The organism is Streptosporangium sp. NPDC051022 (assembly GCF_040683035.1).
Lineage (GTDB): Bacteria > Actinomycetota > Actinomycetes > Streptosporangiales > Streptosporangiaceae > Streptosporangium.
The window spans coordinates 279,219-300,661 of sequence record NZ_JBFBCF010000002.1; the positions used below are offsets into that span (position 1 = coordinate 279,219).

At 71.9% G+C, this 21,443-nt stretch carries 18 protein-coding genes; 9 read left to right on the forward strand and 9 right to left on the reverse strand.

The genetic code is table 11. The features are described from left to right. The first annotated feature begins 12 nt into the window (after positions 1-12). Entirely contained in the window at positions 13-2,241 is a 2,229-nt protein-coding gene (gene treY / locus AB0N02_RS05275) for a malto-oligosyltrehalose synthase (RefSeq protein WP_363942956.1), read from the forward strand. 4 nt (positions 2,242-2,245) lie between these two features. Beyond that, positions 2,246-3,949, forward strand: a complete 1,704-nt coding sequence (gene treZ / locus AB0N02_RS05280) for a malto-oligosyltrehalose trehalohydrolase (RefSeq protein WP_363942958.1) — start codon at positions 2,246-2,248, stop codon at positions 3,947-3,949. 220 nt (positions 3,950-4,169) lie between these two features. Here the strand turns inward: treZ and AB0N02_RS05285 are convergent, their stop codons facing one another. The 3 genes from AB0N02_RS05285 to AB0N02_RS05295 form a co-directional block, all read right to left on the reverse strand. After that, complete coding sequence (locus AB0N02_RS05285) at positions 4,170-5,165, reverse strand: DUF523 and DUF1722 domain-containing protein (RefSeq protein WP_363943429.1); 996 nt, start codon at positions 5,163-5,165, stop codon at positions 4,170-4,172. Positions 5,166-5,332: 167 nt separating this feature from the next. Then, positions 5,333-5,857 carry a sigma-70 family RNA polymerase sigma factor gene (locus AB0N02_RS05290; protein ID WP_363942960.1) on the reverse strand — a complete coding sequence of 175 codons (525 nt, stop codon included), beginning with the start codon at positions 5,855-5,857 and terminating at the stop codon, positions 5,333-5,335. A gap of 223 nt (positions 5,858-6,080) precedes the next feature. Continuing rightward, positions 6,081-7,172 carry a MerR family transcriptional regulator gene (locus AB0N02_RS05295; RefSeq protein ID WP_363942962.1) on the reverse strand — a complete coding sequence of 364 codons (1,092 nt, stop codon included), beginning with the start codon at positions 7,170-7,172 and terminating at the stop codon, positions 6,081-6,083. Between the two features lie 145 nt (positions 7,173-7,317). Here AB0N02_RS05295 and AB0N02_RS05300 point away from each other — a divergent pair, with 145 nt between their 5' ends. The 3 genes from AB0N02_RS05300 to AB0N02_RS05310 all read left to right on the forward strand — a co-directional run bounded on the left by AB0N02_RS05300 (position 7,318) and on the right by AB0N02_RS05310 (position 10,569). Beyond that, the gene (locus AB0N02_RS05300) at positions 7,318-8,598 is read left to right on the forward strand and encodes a deoxyribodipyrimidine photo-lyase (RefSeq protein WP_363942964.1); all 1,281 of its coding nucleotides are present in this window, start codon (positions 7,318-7,320) and stop codon (positions 8,596-8,598) included. Between the two features lie 262 nt (positions 8,599-8,860). Next, entirely contained in the window at positions 8,861-9,850 is a 990-nt protein-coding gene (locus tag AB0N02_RS05305; RefSeq protein WP_363942966.1) for a hypothetical protein, read from the forward strand. Positions 9,851-10,167: 317 nt separating this feature from the next. Further along, positions 10,168-10,569, forward strand: a complete 402-nt coding sequence (locus AB0N02_RS05310; protein ID WP_363942967.1) for a VOC family protein — start codon at positions 10,168-10,170, stop codon at positions 10,567-10,569. Positions 10,570-10,571: 2 nt separating this feature from the next. On the opposite strand, the gene AB0N02_RS05315 is transcribed toward AB0N02_RS05310, so the two are convergent. From AB0N02_RS05315 to AB0N02_RS05340, 6 genes are all read right to left on the reverse strand, one after another. Next, positions 10,572-10,919, reverse strand: coding sequence for a hypothetical protein (locus AB0N02_RS05315; RefSeq protein WP_363942969.1), 348 nt, complete (start codon positions 10,917-10,919; stop codon positions 10,572-10,574). A 36-nt stretch (positions 10,920-10,955) separates the two neighbouring features. Continuing rightward, positions 10,956-11,633, reverse strand: coding sequence for a uracil-DNA glycosylase (locus AB0N02_RS05320; protein ID WP_363942971.1), 678 nt, complete (start codon positions 11,631-11,633; stop codon positions 10,956-10,958). A gap of 78 nt (positions 11,634-11,711) precedes the next feature. After that, the gene (locus AB0N02_RS05325; RefSeq protein WP_363942972.1) at positions 11,712-12,587 is read right to left on the reverse strand and encodes a carbohydrate ABC transporter permease; all 876 of its coding nucleotides are present in this window, start codon (positions 12,585-12,587) and stop codon (positions 11,712-11,714) included. Continuing rightward, positions 12,584-13,915, reverse strand: a complete 1,332-nt coding sequence (locus AB0N02_RS05330) for a sugar ABC transporter permease (RefSeq protein WP_363942974.1) — start codon at positions 13,913-13,915, stop codon at positions 12,584-12,586. Before AB0N02_RS05330 ends, AB0N02_RS05325 begins: the two co-directional genes overlap by 4 nt. Positions 13,916-14,169: 254 nt before the next feature. After that, entirely contained in the window at positions 14,170-15,501 is a 1,332-nt protein-coding gene (locus AB0N02_RS05335) for an ABC transporter substrate-binding protein (protein WP_363942976.1), read from the reverse strand. An 81-nt stretch (positions 15,502-15,582) separates the two neighbouring features. Then, the gene (locus AB0N02_RS05340; RefSeq protein WP_363942977.1) at positions 15,583-16,863 is read right to left on the reverse strand and encodes an ABC transporter substrate-binding protein; all 1,281 of its coding nucleotides are present in this window, start codon (positions 16,861-16,863) and stop codon (positions 15,583-15,585) included. 134 nt (positions 16,864-16,997) lie between these two features. Between AB0N02_RS05340 and AB0N02_RS05345 the strand changes: the two genes are divergently transcribed. From AB0N02_RS05345 to AB0N02_RS05360, 4 genes are all read left to right on the forward strand, one after another. Then, positions 16,998-17,504 carry a PadR family transcriptional regulator gene (locus AB0N02_RS05345; RefSeq protein WP_363942979.1) on the forward strand — a complete coding sequence of 169 codons (507 nt, stop codon included), beginning with the start codon at positions 16,998-17,000 and terminating at the stop codon, positions 17,502-17,504. Between the two features lie 76 nt (positions 17,505-17,580). Further along, positions 17,581-18,330 carry an ABC transporter ATP-binding protein gene (locus AB0N02_RS05350; protein ID WP_363942981.1) on the forward strand — a complete coding sequence of 250 codons (750 nt, stop codon included), beginning with the start codon at positions 17,581-17,583 and terminating at the stop codon, positions 18,328-18,330. Next, entirely contained in the window at positions 18,327-20,606 is a 2,280-nt protein-coding gene (locus AB0N02_RS05355) for an FtsX-like permease family protein (RefSeq protein ID WP_363942983.1), read from the forward strand. The genes AB0N02_RS05350 and AB0N02_RS05355 overlap by 4 nt, the downstream gene beginning before the upstream one ends. A 159-nt stretch (positions 20,607-20,765) precedes the next feature. Further along, on the forward strand, positions 20,766-21,422 hold the full coding sequence (locus tag AB0N02_RS05360; protein WP_363942985.1) for an HAD-IA family hydrolase: 657 nt from the start codon (positions 20,766-20,768) through the stop codon (positions 21,420-21,422). Positions 21,423-21,443: the final 21 nt, after the last annotated feature.

Here is a 21,443-nt window from a genome sequence, read left to right on the forward strand (position 1 = left end):
TCTGAGGGGTCCGTGTCTGAGGGGTCTGAGGGGTCTGAGGGGTCTGAGGGGTCCTGCCCCGCGCCGCTGTCGACCTACCGCGTCCAGCTGACCCCCGACTTCGGCTTCGCCGAGGTGGCCGAGCTGGCCCCCTACCTGCGAGATCTGGGGGTCGGCCACGTCTACCTGTCGCCGATCCTGCAGGCGACGCCGCACTCGCGGCACGGTTACGACGTGACCGACCACTCCCGGATCAGGGAGGAGTTCGGCGGCCTGGAGGGACTGCGGGCGCTGTCGGAGACGCTGACCGCGTACGGCCTGGGAGTCGTCGTGGACATCGTGCCCAACCACATGACGATCCCGGTGCCCGAGACGGGCAACCGGCAGCTGTGGTCGGTGCTGCGGGAGGGGCGGGCGTCGCCGTACGCGTCGTGGTTCGACATCGACTGGGACGGTGGCGGCGGCAGGGTGAACATGCCGGTGCTCGGCGACGCCGTCGAGCCGGTGGCCGACGGCGGCGTGCTCCGCTACCACGAGCACGAGTTCCCGCTGCCCGGCATCCACTACCGGCTGGTCGACTGGCGCGAGGGGCCCGGCTACCGGCGCTTCTTCGACGTGTCCTCGCTGATCGGGCTGCGGGTGGAGGACCCCGCCGTGTTCGACGCCACCCACGAGGTGATCCTGAGCCTGGTCGAGGCGGGCGTCGTCCACGGTCTGCGGGTCGACCACCCCGACGGCCTGGCCGACCCGCGCGGCTACCTGGCCAGGCTCCGCGAGGCCTCGGGGGTGTGGACGGTGGCGGAGAAGATCCTGGTCGGTCCCGAGCGGCTGCCCGCCGACTGGGACTGCGACGGCACCACGGGTTACGAGGTGCTCAACCGGATCACCCGGCTGTTCGTCGACCCGGCGGGCCGGAAGCCGCTCGTCGAGCTGTTCGCCGCGCGGACCGGGATGCCCCGCGACTACGCCGCGGTCGTCAGGCGGTCCAAGCGGGAGGTCCTCGACCTGTTCTTCTCCGCCGAGATCGACCGGCTGCACGCCGTCGTCGGCTCCGACCGCGAGACGCTCGTCGAGCTGCTGGCCGCGATGCCGGTCTACCGGGCGTACGCGGTGCCGGGGGAGCCGGTGCCCGCGATCTCGGCCGAGATCGTCGAGCAGGCCGGGCGGGTCGCCGCCGCCAGGCTGCCCGAGGGCGCCCCGGTGGCCGAGGTCGTCGACAGGGTGCTGTACGGCCCCGCCGAGGCGGTCATCCGCTTCCAGCAGACCTGTGGCCCCGTGATGGCCAAGGGGGTCGAGGACACCGCGCTCTACCGGTGGTACCCGCTGTCGTGCCTGAACGAGGTGGGCGGCGAGCCCGACCGGTTCGACGGGACGGTCGACGGCTTCCACGCGTTCTGCCGGGAGATGGCGCCGGGCACGATGACGACCCTGTCCACGCACGACACCAAGCGCTCCGAGGACGTGCGCGCCCGCCTGGCCGTGCTGTCCGAACTGCCCCACGAGTGGGCGGCGGCGGTCGGGGAGTGGTCGGCGAAGGTCTCCTTCGACCCGGTGCTCGACCATCTCGCCTGGCAGAACCTGATGGCCGCCTGGCCGATCGGCGAGGACAGGTTCTTCGAGTATCTGTTCAAGGCGGCACGCGAGGCCAAGACCTCGATCTCCTGGGCCACCCCCGATCCCGGCTACGAGCGGGGCATCCGCGACTTCGTCACCCGGGCCGTCGACGAGTGCGGCGCCTCGGTCGCCGAGTTCGCCGCCGTGATCGAGCCGTACGCCCGGTCCAACTCCCTGGGCCAGAAGCTCGTCCAGCTCATGATGCCCGGGGTGCCCGACCTCTACTGGGGCAACGAGATCACCGACTTCTCGCTGGTGGACCCGGACAACCGCCGCCCCGTCGACTTCGCGCGCCGTCGCGCGCTGCTCGCCGGAGGCCCGGCGGGTCCGGGGCGGTCGTGGGACGAGGACAAGCTGCTGGTCACCACCCGGGCGCTGCACCTGCGCCGGCGGCTGGACCCGGCGCTGCCGTACGTCCCGATCGAGGCCGGAGAGCACGCGGTCGCCTTCGCGCGCGGTGACCGGGCGGTCGCCGTCGCCACCCGGCTGCCGGTCGGGCTGGCCAGGCGCGGCGGCTGGGGGAGCGACACGATCACGCTGCCGCACGGCAGCTGGCGGGACCTGCTGTCCGGCGCCGAGCACACCGGGCGGATCCCGCTCGCCCACCTGCTGTCCGCGCTTCCCGTCGCGCTTCTGGAAAGGGAGTAGGCCCGTGTTCGAGGTCTGGGCGCCGCAGGCGGCGGCGGTCGAGGTGGAGATCGGGGAGGTCCGCCACCCGATGACGGCGGGGGCGGGCGGCTGGTGGTCGGCGGAGGTGCCGGGCGCCGGGCACGGCACCGACTACCGGTTCCGCCTGGACGGCGGTGAGGCGCTGCCGGACCCGCGCTCCCGGTGGCAGCCGGAGGGGATCTTCGGGCCCAGCAGGGTCTACGAGCACGACAGGTTCGTCTGGAGCGACGATCTGTGGCGCGGGCGCGACCTGCCCGGCTCGGTGATCTACGAGCTGCACGTCGGCGCCTTCACCCCCGAGGGGACCTTCGACGCGGCGATCGGGAGACTTCCGCACCTCGCCGCGCTGGGCGTCGACTTCGTGGAGATCATGCCGGTGGCCCCGGTGCCCGGCGGGCGCAACTGGGGTTACGACGGGGTCGACCTGTGGGCCGTCACCGACAACTACGGCGGCCCCGACGGGCTCAAGCGTTTCGTCGACGCCTGCCACCGGCGCGGGATCGGCGTGATCCTCGACGTCGTCCACAACCATCTCGGCCCGTCGGGCAACTTCCTGGCCCCCTTCGGCCCCTACTTCCACCCCACCGCCTCCTCCTTCTGGGGGCAGGCGGTCAACCTCGACGGTCCCGGCTCCGACGAGGTGCGCCGCTACTTCGTCGGCAACGCGCTGCAGTGGCTGCGCGACTACCACGTCGACGGCCTGCGCCTCGACGCCGTGCACGCGCTGCGCGACACGCGGGCCACGCACCTGCTGGAGGAGCTGGCGGCCGAGACCGAGGCGCTGTCCGCGGCCGTCGGCAGGCCGCTGACGCTGATCGCCGAGTCCGACCTCAACGACCCCCGCCTGATGACCCCGAGGGAGGCCGGAGGGTACGGCCTGGCCGCCGTCTGGAACGACGACGTCCACCACGCGCTGCACGTGGCGGTGACCGGGGAACGGCACGGCTACTACGAGGACTTCGCCGGGGCACTGGCCAAGGTGCTGACCTCGGGCTACTACCACGACGGGACCTACTCGGCCTTCAGGGGGCGCTCCCACGGCCGCCCCGCCCGCCACGTGCCGGGATACCGCTTCGTGTGCTGCGCCCAGAACCACGACCAGATCGGCAACCGCGCCGAGGGCGACCGGATGCCGCCCGAGGCGCTGCGGCTGGCCGCCGGGCTGCTGCTGACCTCGCCGTTCACCCCCATGCTGTTCATGGGCGAGGAGTGGGGGGCGCGCACGCCGTTCCTGTTCTTCACCGACCACGTCGAGCCCCGACTGCGGGAGGGCGAGGCGGAGCGGCGGCGGCGGGAGTTCGTCGGCTTCGGCTACGACGACTGGGCGGAGAAGGCCCCGGACCCCGGTGAGGAGCTGACCTTCCTGCGCTCCAAGCTCGACTGGAGCGAGCTGGACGACGACGCCCACCGGGCCCACCTCGACTGGTACCGGGCGCTGGTCGCGCTGCGCCGCGCGCACCCGGAGCTCACCGACCCGAGGCTGGACCGGGTCCGGGTCGAGCACGGCGAGGACTGGCTGGTCGTCCACCGGGGAACGCTGCGGGTGGCGGCGAACCTGGGGCCGGTCGCGCTCACCGTACGGCTCGCCCCCGGTCGCGTCCTGCTCGCCTCCGACCCCTCGACGGCCCTGAACGGGGAGGAGCTGTTCCTGCCCGCCCGCTCGCTGGCCGTGGTGAAGACCGGCTGACCCCGGATCCGCGGCCGGGGACGACCGTCGGCGTCGGTCGCCCGGGTCGGCACTCGGAGCGGCCTGTCCGGGGGCCGGCCCGAGGGCGGTCGTTCCGGGGACGGTCGTTCCGGGAGGGGCGTTCCGGGGCGGCCGTTCGAACCTCCGGACCGGCCGAGCCTTCCGGCCCGGAGGCGGTCGAACCCCGCGCACGCCCGGGAGGGGGAGCGCCGGGGCGGGCTCAGGCGGGGACGTGGTTGCGCAGGCGGAGCTCCTCCGGATAGGGCGCGAAGTAGGTCTGATCCCTGACGTACCCGGCGTCCTGGCCCCGCGCGTGGTGGCGGAGCAGGGTGGTGGGCACGCTGAGCGCGATCCGGCCGGCCCGGTAGGAGGCGATGACCTCCGCCATGTCGGCCCGTCTGGCCGCGTCCAGGGAGTCGCTCATCATCCCCAGGCAGTGCTGGAGCACGTTGACGTTGCGCCCGATGCTCGCCTTCCTGGCGAAGGCCGTGCCGAACGCGCGGGCGTAGTCGGCGGCCAGTTCCTCGCGGGGGCGCACGCCCGCCAGGGCCACCAGCCGGCCCGCCTCGCGGTAGGCCGCGGGGTCGTGGGCCAGCATCTGCATCTTGTGCCGGGAGTGGAAGGCGACCAGGTCGCGTGCGTGCCAGTCGCTCTCCAGCAGCGCGCGCAGCCGGGCGTGCGCGAAGATCCGCTCCACGAACGTCTCGCGGAGCAGCGCGTCGTTCAGCCGCCCCTCGTCCTCGACCGGCAGCAGCGGGTGCGCCCGGAGGATCAGGGCCGCGAACACGCCGACGCCCCTGCGGTCGACGACGGTGTCGCCCGCGTGGACCGGGATGCCGTGCACTCCGCAGCTGGGGCTTCTCGACTTGAACACGTAGCCGTCCACGTCGAGGGCGCGTGCCCGCCGTACGGCCAGGGACGTCATCCTGTCCGTCAGGTCGATCCCGCTCCTGCGGGTGACCAGGCGCGGTCCCGCCGGGGAGCGTTCGAGGCGGAGGCTCTCGCGCGGGGCGCCGAGGCCGATCTCCATCTCCGGGCAGACACGCACCCAGTCGACGTAGGGGTCCAGCTCCCCGTTGAGGAACCTGTCGCGGCTGTGGCCGCCGTTGAACCGGACGAGTTCGCCCATCAGGCAGCTCGAAACCGCGACCCTGGGCCTGATCTCCCCCCGGGGGCGGCCGACGTGGCTCGGGCCGCCGCCGCTCTCCCCGCTCATCCCGCCCCGCCGGTCCACGCCGTCCATGCCGTTCACGCGGTCCACGCGGTCCACGCGGTCCACGCGGTCCACGCGGTCCACGCGGTCCACGCGGTCCACGCGGTCCACGCGGTCCACGCGGTCCACGCCGTTCACGCCGTTCACGCGGCTCACGCGGCTCACGCGGCTCACGCGGCGACCGGGGTGAGCAGGTCCGACAGGCGGCGCAGGCCGCGGGCCGTACGGGCCTTGACGGTGCCGAGCGGCACGCTCAGCCGTTCGGCGATCTCACGCTGGGTCAGGTCGCCGTAGTAGGCGAGCTCGATGGCCTGGCGTTGCGGGGCGGGCAGCTCGGCCAGCGCGCGCTGGACCTGGTCGCGCTCGGCCACGCCGTCCCCGTGCGTCCGGCCGTCCTGGCCCGCGGGGTCGGCGACCACGTCCAGCGGTACCGTCCGGGGTGCCCGCGCCCGCAGGTGGTCCACCGCCCGATTGTGCGCGATGCCGAGCAGCCAGGCGGGGAGGCTGCGGGCCGGATCGAAGCGGTGCCGTGACCGCCAGACCTCTGCGAACACGATCTGCTGCAGGTCTTCCACATCCTGCGGAGGCACGAAACGGCGCAGGTAGGAGCGGATGAGCGTGCCGTGAGTGCGGAAGCACTCGGCCAGCGCGGTGTCGTCGCCCTCGGCGAGCCGGACGTTCAGGGTGCCTGTCATGGTGACTCCCCTTGCCGAGAAAACCTATTCAAAACTTATTCATACTCCTCGGCCGGAGAGAACGCAACCTTGACGGGGGAGGCCGGTGTGGTGCGGAGCCGGCCCCGGCGGACGGTGTCCGGGCTGAGGAACGCGGAGGCGAAGCGACGGAGTGACGAGGGAGGACGCCGGCTCAAGGGCGTCCAGGCCCGCGACGCCGCCGGGCGCCGCGAAAACAGCGCGGTCAGCGTACGGAGGAGACGATCCGGGTGAGCGCCTCGGCGAACGAGGTCACGCGTGGAATCTCCGGCGGCAGGTCGTCCCACCATCCCCTGCCGCCCACGACGACGCGGCTCGGCGGGCGTAGCCGGGGCAGCGAGGTCAGCGGCGCCGGGTCGCCGGTCTCCCGCAGCTGGGACCAGACGAAGACCACCGAGGGGCCGAGGCGGTGCATCGCGTCACGGAGGGCCCCGTACGGCGTCCGCGCGCCCAGCACGCGTGTCTCGACGTGGTAGTCGCGGCCCAGTACGGCGGCCAGCGCGTAGAGCGGCAGGCTGTGCTGCTCCTCCTCGGCGCAGGCCAGCAGCACCGGACGGTCGTTGATGGGCCAGGAGGGATGCTCGATGAGCCGGGTCAGCGCGGCCAGCACCCGGTCGGAGAACAGGTGCTCGACCTCGACGCTCGCGCCGGTCTCCGCCTGACGTCTGCAGATCGTCTCGAAGACCGGCATCACCAGGTGCTCCCAGGTCCACATGACGCCGTTCCTGGACAGCGCCACGTCGATCCAGCCGGAGACGGTCTGGCTGTCCAGCGCGACGGCGGCCCGCGCCAGCATCGCCGCGGTCGGGATCTCAGGCCTGGGCCGCGGCGCGGCGGGGGGAAGTTTCTCGCGGGCGGCGGCCGACGGAAGCGGCGGTCTGTACCGGACCGCCTCGGGCGCCGGGCGGCCGGGCACACCCGGGACGGGCTCGGGAGCAGGCACACCAGGTACGGGTCCGGGAGCAGGCACGCCCGGTAGGGGCTCGGGAACGGGCTCAGGGGCGGGCGGGGCCTCCGCCGCCGCGGGGCCGGGCGGGGCGGCCCCGATCCTCAGGACCTCACGCGCGGCGTCGGCGGCCGGGACCCCGCTCCTGATGAGCCGGTTCATCTCCTCAAGGCGGTGCAGGTCGTCGGTGTCGTAGCGGCGGTGGCCGCCCGGGCTGCGGCGGCTCGGGCCGATCCCGTAGCGCAGGTTCCAGGTGCGCAGGGTGGGGGCGGGTACACCGAGCCGGCGCGCCACAGCCCCGATGCCGTAGCCCGGGTCACCGTCGTCGACCCCCTGGCCCTGCCTGTCCACCCTTGGCTCACTCCGTCCGATAACACCCACGATCCCCCCGCGGACTTCCGGCCGGTCCGGGTGGCCCCTCCGTCCATGAGGTTTCTTCGAGCACTCGGTCCCCGGTGGATGCAACCACCGGCTCCGGAGTTACGAAGGTCAGTCCATGATGGAGAACGTCGTCGTCCTGCTCAACCGGGACCTGCGGGTGCACGATCATCCCGCGCTGGCGGCCGCGTGCGCGCACGCGCGTCACGTGGTGCCCCTCTTCGTGGTCGACCCCGCCCTGTCGGCGGGTCCCCGGACGGCCTTCCTGGCCGAGAGTCTCGCCGATCTGCGGGAGTCCCTTCGCGGGCGGGGCGGTGATCTCGCGGTCCGCTGGGGGGATCCGGTGGCGCAGGCCGTACGGCTGGCGCGGGAGGTCTCGGCCCAGGGCGTCTACGTCAGCGAGGACGTCAGCGCGCTCGCCCGGCGCAGGCAGCGGCTGCTGGCCGAGGAGTGCGAGCGGAACCGGATGGAGTTCCTGACCTTCCCCGGCGTGACGATCGTGCCGCCCGGAGCCCTGAGGCCCTCCGGCGGCGGCGACCACTACCGGGTCTTCACCCCCTACTGGCGGGCCTGGAGCGACCACCGGCGCAGGCGGGTGCTCGACGCGCCGGAGAAGGTGTCCTTCCCCGAGGGGGTGGAGGCGGGCCCGCTGCCGGTGTCGAGGCGCGCGTCGCACGGGCTGTTCAGGGGTGGGGAGACGGTGGCGCGCGAGCGGATGAGGCAGTGGCTGAAGTACTGCGTCGACGACTACGCCGACGGCCACGACGACCTCGCGGGCAACCGCACCTCCAAGCTCGGCCCCTACCTGCGCTTCGGCTGCCTGTCGCCGCTGGAGCTGGAGTCGCTCTCCGAAGGTGGTGCCGACTTCGTCAGGCAGCTGTGCTGGCGTGACTTCTTCCACCAGGTCACGCTCGCCTTCCCGCGCATCAACCGGGACGACTACCGGCCGCGCGGGCAGGTGTGGCGCGACGACCGGGACGCGGCGCAGGCGTGGAAGGAGGGCAGGACCGGGGTGCCGATCGTGGACGCGGGCATGCGGCAGCTGCTCGCCGAGGGCTGGATGCACAACAGGGCCCGGATGCTCACGGCGTCGTTCCTGGTCAGGCGGCTGCAGGTGGACTGGCGGGTGGGCGCCGAGCACTTCTTCGGCCTGCTGTTCGACGGGGACGTGCCCAACAACTACGGCAACTGGCAGTGGGTGGCCGGAACCGGCAACGACACCCGCCCCAACCGGATCGTCAACCCGGTCAGGCAGGCCAGGCGGTTCGATCCGGAGGGGGAGTACATCCGGCGCTATCTGCCGGAGCTGGACGCCGTGCCGATAAAAATGATCTACGAGCCGTGGCGTCTGCCCAGGGGGGTCAGGGGATATCCCGCACCGCTCGTCTCGATGGACTGAGCGGTCCGGCGCGCGGCGAACGGACTCCGCCCCCTCGCGCGGACAGGGGGACCGACGCGGGGGTGCGTGTGACCCGCTGTCCGTCTTCCCGGCGGGCAGCGGGTCGGCCACCCTTCCGGGCCGCCCCCGGACCCCCGGACAGGGGCAGCGGGCCGGCCTCCTTCCGAGCCGTCCCCGCGCAGGGGACGACGAACCGGTCGCCGTCCCACACCGTCCCCGGACGGGGGACGGCGGAGCGTGGGGTATGACCGCAATCCCCGATATGTCACGTGCGGAACGATTCCCCACCGCCGCGCGTCGCACAGGTGTGATCTCCTTCGACGACATCGACGACGACCTGCGCGCCGCCCGTGAGCGGGTGCGGCGGCTGGAACAACTGACCACCCGGCATCGGACGCTGGCCCTGCAACTCGACGAAGTCGGGCAGTTGCTCGTCGACCTCGAAGACCGGCTCGCCAAGGAGGAGCACGACGTCGCCAAACTCGAGGCGGGCGGCTTCGCGGCGTTCCTGGCCGGGCTCGCCGGCTCCAAGGAGGAGAGGCTCGCCAGGGAACGGGCCGAGGCCCAGGCGCTGCGGGAGCGGCTGGAGGGCCAGCGGACCCGCCTGCGGTGGCTGGAGGCCGACAGGGCGACCGTGGAGAGCGGCCTGGCCGAGGTCGGCACGGCCCGCGAGGAGTTCGCCGCGCTGCTCGAACGCAAGGAACGCCTGCTGGTGGAGTCGGACGATCCGCGGGGCCGGGAGCTCACCGAGATCGGTCAGCGGCTGGCCGACACCCGGGCGGACCTCCGCGAGCACGAGGAGGCCCACGGCGCGGGGGTCTCCGCGGCCCAGGCCGTCGCCCGGGTCCTGCACAGCCTCGGCAACGCCCGCGGCGCCTCCCGGTGGGACATGCTGAGCGGTGGCGGCGGTCTCGCCGACATGATGGAGCACGGCCACCTGCGCAACGCGGACGAGGCGGCCTGGCACGCGCAGGGGGCCCTGGACGCCTTCTCCAGGGAGCTCGCGGACGTGGGGGTGCGCGCGAGCCTCCAGTTGCCCGAGGTGGACACCCGCTGGTTCGCCGACATGTTCTTCGACAACATCATCACCGACGCGATCAAACACCAGCGGATCGCCCGCACCGGCGAGGCGGTCGCCGAGATCGGCCAGTGGGTGAACGGCACGGTCGGCGACCTGGCCGCCCGCTGCGAGGAGCTGACGCGTCAGCGCGACCTTCTCGTCGCCCGCAGGGAGGAGGTCATCGCGGGCTGAGCCTCGCGGGGAAGGCGCGGAGACGAAACGGGGAGAGCGCCCTCGGACCCACGGGGAGCCTCTGGGGACCCACGGGGAGCCTCTGGGGACCCACGGGGAGCCTCTCGGGACCCACAGGGAGCCTCTCGGGACCAACGGGGAGCACGGAGGGGCGGGGGCAGGGCGGGGTTTCGCCGATGTGCGGGATCCACGGGGTGAGACGGGGACGTTCATGGGAAGATCGTTGGAAGGGAAGATGTGTCCCATGGGCTGACGGGGTCGGCCAACGGTGACAAGCTCTGGGCTGAAGGCATCGCATCGTCTCGATGGAGGGCAGCATGTCGAACCCCCACGTGGTTCCGTTCCTTCGTTACCAGGATGCCCCGGCCGCCATCGACTGGTTGGGCAAGGTCTTCGGCTTCCGGCCCGCGGTCACGATTCCCGGCCCCAGAGGGGGCATCGGATACGCCCGGCTCACCCTGGGGAACGCGGTGGTCATGCTGGCCTCGGTCCGCGCGGGCGAGCCGTACCTGCGCAGCGCGCTCGACCTGCCCGCGGTCAGTCAGGGGGTGTTCGTCGTGGTCGACGATCTGGACGCCCACTACGAGCAGGCGGTCGCCAGGGGGGCGGAGATCGTGGTGGAACCCGAGGCCGTCCCCGAAGGCGCCAGGGTCTACATGGCCTTCGATCTGGAAGGACAGCTCTGGGCTTTCGGGGACGGCTTCGAGGTCAACGACTGACCTCAGTGCTCGTGGTCGTGGTCATGGTCATGGTCGTGCTCGTCGTCTTCCTCCGAGGGGCCGTCTGAGGGCTCGACCCCCAGTACGGCCTCTCGAGGCTCGATCTGCTCGACATGCTCGATGAGCCCCAGCACGTGGTCCGGCTCGATGAGCCACTGCAGTGCCGTTGCTCCGCTGTCGTCGGCGGAGACCATTTCCGCCTGCTCCCTGCGCTCGTCGTCGTCCAGGTCGGCGTCAGGGTGGTTGATCTCCTTCAGCGCGGCTTCCTGGAGTGCGGCGAGGTCCTGCACCTCCACGGTCAGCTCGACCGTCAGACGTAGATAGCGTTCGGTGCCCGATTCATCACTCATGGTGGAATCCTAGTGCCCCGGCGAGAGGTGATCGGACTAAGGGAGCTTCCACTCGACCGGTGCCACGCCCTGCTGCTGGAGAAGGTCGTTGGCGCGGCTGAACGGGCGGGAGCCGAAGAAGCCGCTGCGGGCGGACAGGGGGCTCGGGTGGGCCGACTCGATGGCCGGGGTCTGGCCGAGCATCGGGCGCAGCGAACGGGCGTCGCGCCCCCACAGGATCGAGACCAGCGGCTGGTCACGGGCGACCAGGGCCTTGATGGCCTGCTCGGTGACCTCCTCCCAGCCCTTGCCGCGGTGCGAGGCGGGCTTGCCCGGCATGACGGTGAGCACCCTGTTGAGCAGCAGCACCCCCTGCTCGGTCCACGGGGTCAGGTCGCCGTTGCTCGGCATCGGCAGCCCGAGGTCCTCGGTGAGCTCCTTGTAGATGTTGCGGAGACTGCCGGGGATCGGACGCACGTCGGCGGCGACCGAGAAGCTCAGGCCGATCGGGTGGCCCGGCGTCGGGTAGGGATCCTGCCCGACGATCAGCACCTTGACCTGGTCGAAGGGCTGTTGGAAGGCGCGGAGCACGTTGGCCCCCGCGGGGAGGTACTGCCTGCCTTCTGCGACTTCCTGCCGGAGGAAGTCGCCCAGCTGGGCGATCTTGTCAGCGACGGGTTCCAGGGCCGTGGCCCACCCGGCTTCCACGACTTCGTTCAAAGGACGTGCGGACATACCGAAAACCTTATCGAGGTTTGAGACCCGGTACGGCTCGCAAGGGAAATCGGCGCGAGCCGTACCGGACCTGCCCCTTTATTTCACCGATCCCGCCATCATGCCCTGCACGAAATACCTCTGAAACGCGAAGAACAGGACTAACGGGATTAACAGCGACAGAAAGGCACCAGGAGCGAGAATGTCGATGTTGGTTCCAAACTGTCGCATCTGGGACTGAAGGGCCTTGGTCATCGGCTGGTTGTCGGTGTCGGCGAAGACCAGGGCGACGAGCAGGTCGTTCCAGACCCAGAGGAACTGGAAGATGCCGAGCGAGGCGATCGCGGGCTTGGCCAGCGGGAACACCACGGTCGAGAAGATCTTCCACTCGCCCGCGCCGTCCATCCGTGCAGCCTCGAGCAGTGAGCCGGGAATGCCCACGAAGAAGTTGCGGAGCAGGAAGATGGCGAAGGGGAGACCGAAGGCGGTGTGGAAGATCACCACACCGGCGATGGAGCCGAAGATGCCGAGCGCGCCGTAGAGCTTCGCGATCGGGATCAGCGCGATCTGGACCGGCACGATCAAAAGGCCGATCACGACGAGGAACAGCGTGTCCCTGCCGGGGAACTCCATCCAGGCGAAGGCGTAGGCGGCCATGGCCGCGATGCCGATCACCAGGACGGTCGTCGGCACCGTGATGAGCACGGTGTTCCAGAACGACGAGGTGAAGCCGGTGGCCAGCAGGTTCGAGTAGTTCCGCAGGGTCAGCTCGGCCGGCTGGGTGAACGCCGTCCACCAGCCCGAGGAGTTGTTCGCGCTCTCGCCGCGGAGCGAGACCACGAACAGGCCGAGCGTGGGGACCAGCCAGAACACGCCGACCACCGCGAGCAGGGCCTGGAGCAGGCCGCCGCCGACCCGGTCGAGGACCCGGCCGAGGGGGCCGCGGCGCGGCGCGCCGAGGGCGGAGGTCGTCATTGGTTGTCCCTCCTGAACCGGCGAATGTTGATGATCATGAACGGCAGGACGAGGACCAGCAGGAAGACGGCCAGCGCGCTGCCCAGCCCCTGGTCGCCCCCGCCGCCGAACGAGACCCGCCACATCTCCAGCGCGATCACGTTCGCCTGGGGCTGCACCGACCCGGGGGCGATCACGAAGACCAGGTCGAAGACCTTGAGGGTGTTGATGATCATGGTCACCAGTACGACGAGCAGCACCGGGGAGAGCAGCGGGACGGTGATCTTGCGGAACACCTGCCACTCGCTCGCCCCGTCGATGCGGGCCGCCTCCAGCGCGTCACGTGGGATGGCCGAGAGTCCGGCCGCGATCAGCACCATGGCGAAACCGGCCCACACCCAGATGAACGCCCCGATGATCGCCGGTGTGATCAGGGTCGGCCCCAGCCAGGAAACCCCGCCGAAGGACGCCTCGAAGTTCGACCGCGGCAGCCGCAGAAGGTAGTCCCCCTGGGGGAGACCGGTGAGGCGGAAGGTCCCGTCGGCCCCGGTGGTCGCGGTCGCCGCGACGGCGCCGTCCCGTACCGCCTCCACCGTCACCCCGGCCAGGGCCTTCTCCGTGCCGTCCACCTGGTTGAGCGTGCCGCCGCCGCCCTGGGTGAAGTCGACCCAGACGGTTCCGGCGACCTCGCCGGGGCCCGCCTGCGGGGCCTTCGCGACCGAGGCCGAGGCGAGGGTGTCCGGCTTGACCCCCACCAGCGGGATGAGCGCGGTCTGCCCCGGTCTGACGGGCTGCCTGGTCACGACCGCGCCCTGTTGCAGGGCGACCGGGGCCTTGTCGTTCTCCCGCGGCCTGGCGTCCGGATAGCCCTGCCTGGAGTCGAAGAGGCTCTGAACCGAGGTGATCACGGCGTTGGCCACGCCCCGGTCCGGATCCTGCTCGTAGACCAGCCGGAAGATGACGCCGGAGGCCATCAGGGAGACGGCCATCGGCATGAAGACCACCAGCTTGAACGCGGTCGCCCAGCGGATCCGCTCGGTCAGCACCGCGAAGATCAGGCCGATGACCGTGACCAGGGCGGGGGCGACCACGACCCAGATCAGGTTGTTCCTGATCGTGGTGAGCGTCGAGGAGTCGCTGAAGATCGACGCGTAGTTGTCGGCGCCGACGAAGGTGCCGCCACTCGAGTCGAAGAGGCTCCGGAAGATCGAGTAGATGATCGGGTAGATCACCATCGCGCCCAGGACGACCGCCGCGGGCAGCAGGAACAGCAGTGCCAGCACCTTGGACGGGCCCAGCCGCGTGGTGCGGCGTGGCCCGGCCACCGGTGCCCCCGGTGTCGCCGGCACCGCCGGTTCCGTGACGGGGCCGCGTGGCTCTGCGGAGCCGGAGTCACGCGGCCCGGCGGAGCCGGAGTCGTGCGGTCCGGGAGCGTCGGAGTCCGATGCTCCCGGAGGGGCGTGCGGTCCCGGAGAACCGTGCGGTCCCGGAGAACCGTGCGGTTCCGGGGAATCGTGCGGTCCTGGAGAGGAGCCGCGGGCGACGTCGTCGTCGCCGCGCGGTTCCTGCGGGCCGTCCAACCGTTCGGTCACGGCCTCTTCCCTTACTTCCAGGCCTTCTTGGCCTCGTCCTCCAGCTTTTGCTGGATGCCCTTGATGTCGGAGGGCGTGCGCACGAAGTCCTGCAGGAGCTTCCACTCGCCCTTGCCCTCGGTGCCGCCGAAGGCGCTGGGTGCGAGGTCGGACATGTCATAGCGGACGGCCTCGCCCCCCGCGACGATCGTCTGCGCCAGCTGCCTGGTCAGCTCGTCGGGGTAGACGTCGGGGGAGACGTTGCGGTTGGGGGACAGGTAGCCCGGGAGCTTGGCCCAGACCTCGCCGCCCTCCTTGGAGGTGAGGAACTCCAGCAGCGCCATCGCGCCCTTGCTGTCCTTCATCGCCACCGCGACGTCGCCGCCGAGCACCACGGGCGCGGTGTCACCGGCCTTCGGGAACGGGAAGATCTTGGCGTCCTCGCCGATCTTCGCCCCGCTCTGGGTGGCCGAGGCGGCCACGAAGTCGGCCTCGGGGATCATCGCGGCCTTCTTCTGGCCGAAGACCTTGGTCACACAGGTCGGGAAGTCGGTCTGCAGCGCCCCCGAGCTGCCGTCGAGCAGGAACTCCTTCTTGCCGACGACCTGGGCCAGCTTCTCCAGGGCCGTGGTGACGCTGGGGTCGGTCCACGGGATCTCGTGGTTGGAGAGCTTGTCGTACTTCTCCGGTCCGGCGCTGGACAGGTAGACGTTCTCGAACAGGTCGGTGAGCGTCCAGCCCGACGCCGCGCACAGGGAGAGCGGCGCGGTGCCCGAGTCGGCGATCGTCTGCGCGGCGGTCAGCAACTCGTCCCAGGTGGCCGGGGGCTTGACCCCGGCGTCGTCGAACGCCTGCGGGCGGTACCAGACCAGCGACTTGTGCGCCGCCTTCACCAGCACGCCGTACACCTTGCCGTCGACCGAGCCCAGGTCCTTCCAGTAGGGCGTGTAGTTCTGGTCGATCTGCGCGAGGACCTCGGGCGAGAGCGGCTTGAGGGCGTTCTGCTGGGCGTACTGCTTGGCCAGGCCCGGCTGCGGCAGGATCGCGACGTCCGGCGGGTTGCCGCCCTGGACGCGGGGGCCGAGGTAGGCGCCGATGTTGTCACCCGTCGAGGCGAAGGTCACGTCGGCGCCGGTCTTCTCCTCGAAGGCCTGGAGCACCTTCTCGAAGTTGGCCTGCTCCGCGCCGGTCCAGACGGCGGCCACCTCGATCTTCTCGCCCTGCAGCGGCTTGGCGCCGGCCTGGGACGTGCTCTGGGAAGCGCCCTGGGACGGGGCCGTCGTGCTCGGTGAGGATCCGCCTCCGCACGCGGCGACCGCGACGGCCAGACCGGCGGCCACGATCGCGGCTCTTGCTGTTCTCATACTGCTTGGCCTCCTGCGTTCGAAGTCCGAAAGGGGAAGATGTCGTGGGGATGACGACCTGGGATCAAGAGGGGGTCGCCCTCATCCGCGGGTCCGGTTGAGCTCGTCGAGCTCGGACTTCAGGGAGGCGATGACGTCGTCGCTCGACTCCTTGAAGGGTGGGGTGAGCGCTCGGGCGACCGAGCTGGTGATGGCCAGGCTCACCTGGTTGTAGTTCGGGCCCGCCGGCCGCGGCCGCGCCGCGAGGATGCTCTCCTTCAGGACCGGCAGGTAGGGAAAACGCTTGATCAGGGCGGGATCGTCGTACAACTCGGCCCACACCGGCGGGAACGATCCCTCGGTCAGCAGCCGGCGCTGGTTGGGCAGGTCGGTGAAGTAGCGGATGAACTCCAGCGCGGACTTCTGCCGCTTGGAGTAGGCGCTGACGGCCAGATTGAGCCCGCCGAGGGAGCCGGACCCGGGGCCCTTGAGGCCGGGGAGCCGGGTCACCGCGAACTTCCCCGCGACCGGTGACCGGGTTGCGGGGCCGTAGGCGTGCGGCCAGTTGCGGGCGAACAACAGACGTCCCTCCTGGAACGCCAGGCGGGACTCCTCCTCCTTGTAGGTCAGGGCCTCCTGCGGGATCCAGCCCTCGCGGAACCCCCTCAGCAGCAGGTCGAGCCCGGTCTTGGCCTTGTCGGCGTCCATCGTGACCGTGCCGTCGTCGGAGCTGCGGATCTCGCCGCCCGCCGACTGCACCGCCTCGGCGAAGTTGACGATCAGCCCCTCGTATGCGAGGAACTGGCCGGCGTATCCGCCGATGTCGTGCTTTCCGGATCTCCCGCTGAGCTGTCTCGCCTCCGTCCGCAGCTCCTCCCAGGTCCTGGGGGGCCGCAGACCCGCCTTGTCGAGCAGGTCCTTGCGGTAGTAGAGGAGACCGGCGTTGCTGCTGTACGGCACCGCCCACAACTTGCCGCGGTAGACGGCCGTGTCCACGACCGGTTTGAGGAAGCGGTCCAGCGGGAAACGGGTGCGGTCCAGCGGGATGATCCAGCCCGCGTCGGCGAACTCGGCGGTCCACACCACGTCCAGGCCGAGCACGTCGTAGCGGTCGCTTCCCGCCTGCAGGTTGGCGACCATCTGGGCGCGCTGCTCGTCGGCCGCCTCGGGCAGCTCCAGCAGCGTGACGCGTTCGGCGGGGTGCGCGGCGTTCCAGCCGTCCAGCAGGGGTTGCAGATAGGCGGTCGTGTCGCGCCCGGTGACGAAGGTGAGGGGGCCGACGCCCCCCGTCGCGCCCGGATCGCCGCCGCGTTCCTCGCCCGGAGCCGAGCACGCCGACAGCAGCAGGACGGTCAGCGTGAACGCGATCGTCGGATTACGCATCTGTCCTCCCGCAGCTCGTGGGCTACATACGTGTTATGTAGGGTTGAGATGCATGCATGTTATGCATGACGCTAAGGTGAGCGTCAACGGATGGTCCGTAACGCTCGTGTAACGAGCTCGCCGGGGAGGTGCGGGTGCGGCTGCTGCTGCTGGCTCTCCTTGCGAAGGAACCTGCCCACGGGTACGAGCTCAAACAGGAGCTGGAGCAGACGTTCGGGAGTGCCTATCCGTCACCGAACATCGGCCAGATCTATGTCACCCTGGGCCGGTTGGAGAAGGACGGACTGGTTCGCGCGGTCGACGTCGAGCAGTCCAACCGGCCGAACAAGAAGGTGTACCACCTGACCGCGGCGGGCCGGGACGCCCTGGTGACCTGGGCGGCCGAGCCGACCGAGGGCCCCAGGGTGCGCGACGAGTTCTTCATGAAACTGGTGCTCGCCCCGATGACCGGCATCGCCGACCGGATGGCGCTGATCAGCAGGCAGCGCCGCCACTACCTCGGCCTGATGCGCGACCTGAACGACCTCGCGGACCGTGTCGACCCCGGCAATCATGTCGAGCTGCTGCTGATCGAAGGAGCGATGTTGCACCTGCAGGCCGACCTTGACTGGCTCCAGCGCTGCCAGGAGGATCTGCGGTGAGTGCGCGAGGCAGGCGCGCCTACGCGCACGGCGGCTTTTCCGAGGGTCATCTGACGGAGCCGGCGAAGGAGGCCGCGTGAGTGGTTCCCCCGCCACGGTGAAGACCATCAACCTCAACAAGGTCTACCAGAACGGCACGGTGCCGGTGCACGCGGTGCGCGGGGTCGACCTGCGCGTCGATCCCGGGGAGTTCGTCGCGGTGATGGGCCCGTCCGGTTCCGGCAAGTCGACCCTGCTGCACATGCTCGGCGGGCTCGACAGCCGCACCAGCGGCGAGATCTGGCTGGACGGCAAGCGGGCCGACACGCTCTCGGAGAGCGCGTGGGCGCTCCTGCGCCGCAGGAAGGTCGGCTTCGTCTTCCAGTTCTTCAACCTCGTCGCGACCATGACCGTGGCCGACAACGTCGAGCTGCCCGCCCTGCTGGCCGGGATGTCCCCCCGTACGGCACGCGAGCGCAGGGAGTACCTCCTCGGCGCGCTCGGCATGACCGAGCGGGCGGACGCGCCGCCCGCCCAGCTCTCGGGCGGCGAGCAGCAGCGGGTGGCGCTCGCCCGCGCGCTGGCCAACCGCCCCAGCCTGCTGCTGGCCGACGAGCCGACCGGCAACCTCGACAGCCGCAACACCCGCGACGTGCTGCGCCTGCTCGGCGAGGTGCACCGCGACGGGCAGACGATCGTCCTGGTCACCCACGACGCCCGGGTCGCCGGTCTCGCCGACCGGGTGGTCTCCCTGCTGGACGGTGAGATCGTCGACGACGGCGTGGTCCCCGCCCCGCGCCGCGGCCCGGCGGGCAGGGTCGGCGACGTCATCGAACTGCGCGGATGAGCACCGTCCGGGCGGCGGCCCGGTGGATCAGGGCGGACCTGCGGGCCCGCCGGGGCCAGGCGCTGCTCACCGTGCTCGCGCTGGCCGGGATCGTCACCGCGCTGATCACCGCGGTGACGCTGCTGGAGGACGGCACCAACCCGTGGCGGGGCCTGTTCGCCAGGACCGTGGGCGCCCACGTGTGGATCCACACCAGGAGCGCCCCCGACCCGGCCGCCCTGTCCGGGCTGGACGGGGTCGAACGGGTGGCGGGGCCGTACCGCACCGCGCCGGTCACCTTCGTGCGCGACGGCAGGAAGGCCCAGGTCGAGCTGCGCGCGCTGCCCCCGCGCCCGCCCGCCGTCTCCCACCCGCTGGTCAGCGAGGGGCGCTGGCTGGACCCCGGCGACCCGTCCGGCGTCGTCGTCGAGACCTCGTTCGCCAGGACGTTCGGCCTGCGCCCCGGCAGCCCGTTCCCGGCCGTCGGGTTGAACGGCGCCCAGCACGCGCTGCGCGTCGTCGGCGTCGCCGACACCGCCGAGCAGGGCTTCTACCCCGCGTGGACGCCCGGCCTGGCCTGGGCGCGGCCCGAGACGCTCGCGGAGGTCGAGCCCGCAGTCGGCCGCAGCGAGTTCGTCACCGGGCTGCGCCTGGCCGACACCGACGCCACCGGCCTGGTCGCCCAGCGGGCGATGACCTCCCTGGGCGGCCAGGTGCAGCGGGTGTCCACCTGGCGCGAGGTGCACGCGGCGATGGAGTTGGACAACCGGCTGCTCGGCGTGCTGCTGGCGCTGTTCGGCGCCGTCGGCCTCGTCGCCGCGGCGCTGGCCGTCGCCAACGTCGCGGGCGGCAGGGTGCTGACCCAGCTGCGCGACCTCGCCACGCTCAAGTCGATGGGCTTCACCCGGGGGCAGGTCGCGGGCGCGCTGCTCGCCGAGCACGGCGCGCTCGGGCTGCTGGGCGTCGGGGCGGGCCTGCTCGGCGCCCGCCTCACGGGCGCCGTCGCGTTCGGCGACCATTCGGTGCCCTGGCTCTCCGTGGGCCCGCTGCTGGCGATCACCGCGGGGACCGCGACGGTGGTCCTGGTCGCCGTCGGCCTGCCCGCCTGGCGCGGCGGCCGTACCCCGCCGATCCCGGCGGCCCCCGCGGCCCCGCTCCGCGGCCGTCTGTCGCGGACGGCCAGGCTCGCCCTGCTGGTACGGCTGCCGCCCGCGCTCGTCCTGGGCGCCAGGGACGCCTTCACCCGCAGGGGGGCCGCGCTGCTGACCGTGTTCGGCGTCGCCGTGCCGATGATGATGATCACCATCGGGCTGGGCTGCTGGGCCACGCTCGACGGGTTCCTGCGCCATCCCGAGCAGGTGGGGCAGGCCGCGGCGCTGATCGTACGGCCCGGCAGGCTGACCACGGCCGAGGCGCAGCGCCTGGCGCTGTCCGATCCCGGCGTCGCCAAGGCCTATCCCGGCGCGGCCGTGGACTCCCTGGTCCCCGAGCAGACCCGGACCGTGCTGACCCGCGGGCTGGGCACCTCGGCCGACCCCTACCCGTTCCCGGTGGTCGAGGGGCGGATGTTCGCCGGGCCGGGCGAGGCGGTGGCCGGGCAGGGCCTGCTCAGCCTGCTCCACGTCAAGATCGGCGACCGGGTGCGGGTCACGGTCGGCGGCACGCCGCTGATCCTGCGCATCGTCGGCCGGGTGGTCGAGCCCGAGCAGGACGGCGAGGTGCTGTCGGCCGGGATGGACAGCCTGCCCGCCAGGGACGCGGTGCCCTCCGAGTTCTACAGCCTGGTGCTCAAGCCGGGGACGGATCCGGCGGCGGTGCGCGAACGGCTGCTGGCGGCCTCCGCCGGGGGACTGGAGGTGGAACGCGCGGTCAACCCGGCCGACCGGCTGAAGGTCATCCGGGTGATCATCGTCGCGCTGGTCGCGGTGCTGGCGCTGATCGGGCTGGCCAACCTGCTGACCGCGAGCGCGCTGAGCCTGCGCGACCACGCCGTCGACCTGACGGTGCTCAAGGCGATGGGGCTCACCCCCCGCCAGGTCGCGCTCACCCTGGTCACCGGCACCGGCCTGCCCGCCGCGCTGGGGGTGGTCGGGGGCGCGCTGGCCGGGGGCCTGCTGGCGGCGGGCCTGATCGATCTGCAGGGCCGCGCCAGCGGCATGGGCGCGGGCATCGGGCGCGCGCCGTCCCTGCTCACCCTGGCCGCCGCGGTGCTGGTCGCGGTCAGCGCGGCACTGCTGGTCGCGCTGATCCCGGCCCGCAGGGCCGCCCGCGCCCGGATCCGCGTCACCGCCCGCTGACCACCGCCCGCGGCGCGGGTGCCGGGGCGTGCGGCGGGCGCGGCGGGGGTATGCGGGGGGATACAGGGGGATGCGGGGATGCGGTCATCGCGCCGGCGCGTGCCGCCGCCCGCGCGTCAGGACGGTTCCGTAAGTCCGTAAGTCCGTAAGGAGGACGGGATGCTCACGGTCAGCGTGCGGGATCACCCCCGCCGGACGTTCACCTGCGAGGCGCTGCTGTTCGACATGGACGGCACGCTGGTGGACTCCAGGGAGTGCGTCGAGCGGACGTGGCGCGACTGGTGCGTCAGGCACCGCCTGGACTGCGACGAGCTGCTGCGGCTCTCCCACGGGCGGCAGAACCACGACACGATCCGGATGGTGGCCCCGCACCTGCAGACGGACGAGGAGCTCGCCCTCCTGGCCCGGGCGGAGGAGGAGTGCCGGGACGGCGTCGTGGCGGTGCGGGGCGCGGCCCGGCTGCTGGGCGGACTCGCCCCCCGGCACTGGGCGGTGGTGACCTCGGCCTGGCGGCGCCTGGCGGAGATCCGGCTCGGGCTCGCCGGTCTGCCGGTCCCGCCCGTCCTGGTCACCGCCGACGAGATCCGGCGGGGCAAGCCGGATCCGGAGGGATATCTCAGCGCCGCCGACCACCTGGGGGTCGATCCCGCCGCCTGCGTGGTGGTCGAGGACGCGCCCGCGGGGGTGGAGGCGGGCCGGGCGGCGGGGATGCACGTCATCGGCGTCACCACCACGTTCGGGCCCGGCCTGGCAGGGTGCGAGTGGTACATCGACGACTTCGACGCGTTGACGGTGCGGGCCTCGGAGGATCCGTAGCGGCCGCGCCGTCCGCGCGGA

Coding starts and splice junctions, on each gene's coding strand:
- AB0N02_RS05320 (WP_363942971.1), bottom strand. CDS start 11,633: ATGTCCGCACGTCCTTTGAACGAAGTCGTGGAAGCCGGGTGGGCCACG.
- AB0N02_RS05285 (WP_363943429.1), bottom strand. CDS start 5,165: ATGAGCGGGGAGAGCGGCGGCGGCCCGAGCCACGTCGGCCGCCCCCGG.
- AB0N02_RS05335 (WP_363942976.1), bottom strand. CDS start 15,501: ATGAGAACAGCAAGAGCCGCGATCGTGGCCGCCGGTCTGGCCGTCGCG.
- AB0N02_RS05290 (WP_363942960.1), bottom strand. CDS start 5,857: ATGACAGGCACCCTGAACGTCCGGCTCGCCGAGGGCGACGACACCGCG.
- AB0N02_RS05325 (WP_363942972.1), bottom strand. CDS start 12,587: ATGACGACCTCCGCCCTCGGCGCGCCGCGCCGCGGCCCCCTCGGCCGG.
- AB0N02_RS05305 (WP_363942966.1), top strand. CDS start 8,861: ATGTCACGTGCGGAACGATTCCCCACCGCCGCGCGTCGCACAGGTGTG.
- AB0N02_RS05340 (WP_363942977.1), bottom strand. CDS start 16,863: ATGCGTAATCCGACGATCGCGTTCACGCTGACCGTCCTGCTGCTGTCG.
- AB0N02_RS05355 (WP_363942983.1), top strand. CDS start 18,327: ATGAGCACCGTCCGGGCGGCGGCCCGGTGGATCAGGGCGGACCTGCGG.
- AB0N02_RS05360 (WP_363942985.1), top strand. CDS start 20,766: ATGCTCACGGTCAGCGTGCGGGATCACCCCCGCCGGACGTTCACCTGC.
- AB0N02_RS05315 (WP_363942969.1), bottom strand. CDS start 10,919: ATGAGTGATGAATCGGGCACCGAACGCTATCTACGTCTGACGGTCGAG.
- AB0N02_RS05300 (WP_363942964.1), top strand. CDS start 7,318: ATGATGGAGAACGTCGTCGTCCTGCTCAACCGGGACCTGCGGGTGCAC.
- AB0N02_RS05310 (WP_363942967.1), top strand. CDS start 10,168: ATGTCGAACCCCCACGTGGTTCCGTTCCTTCGTTACCAGGATGCCCCG.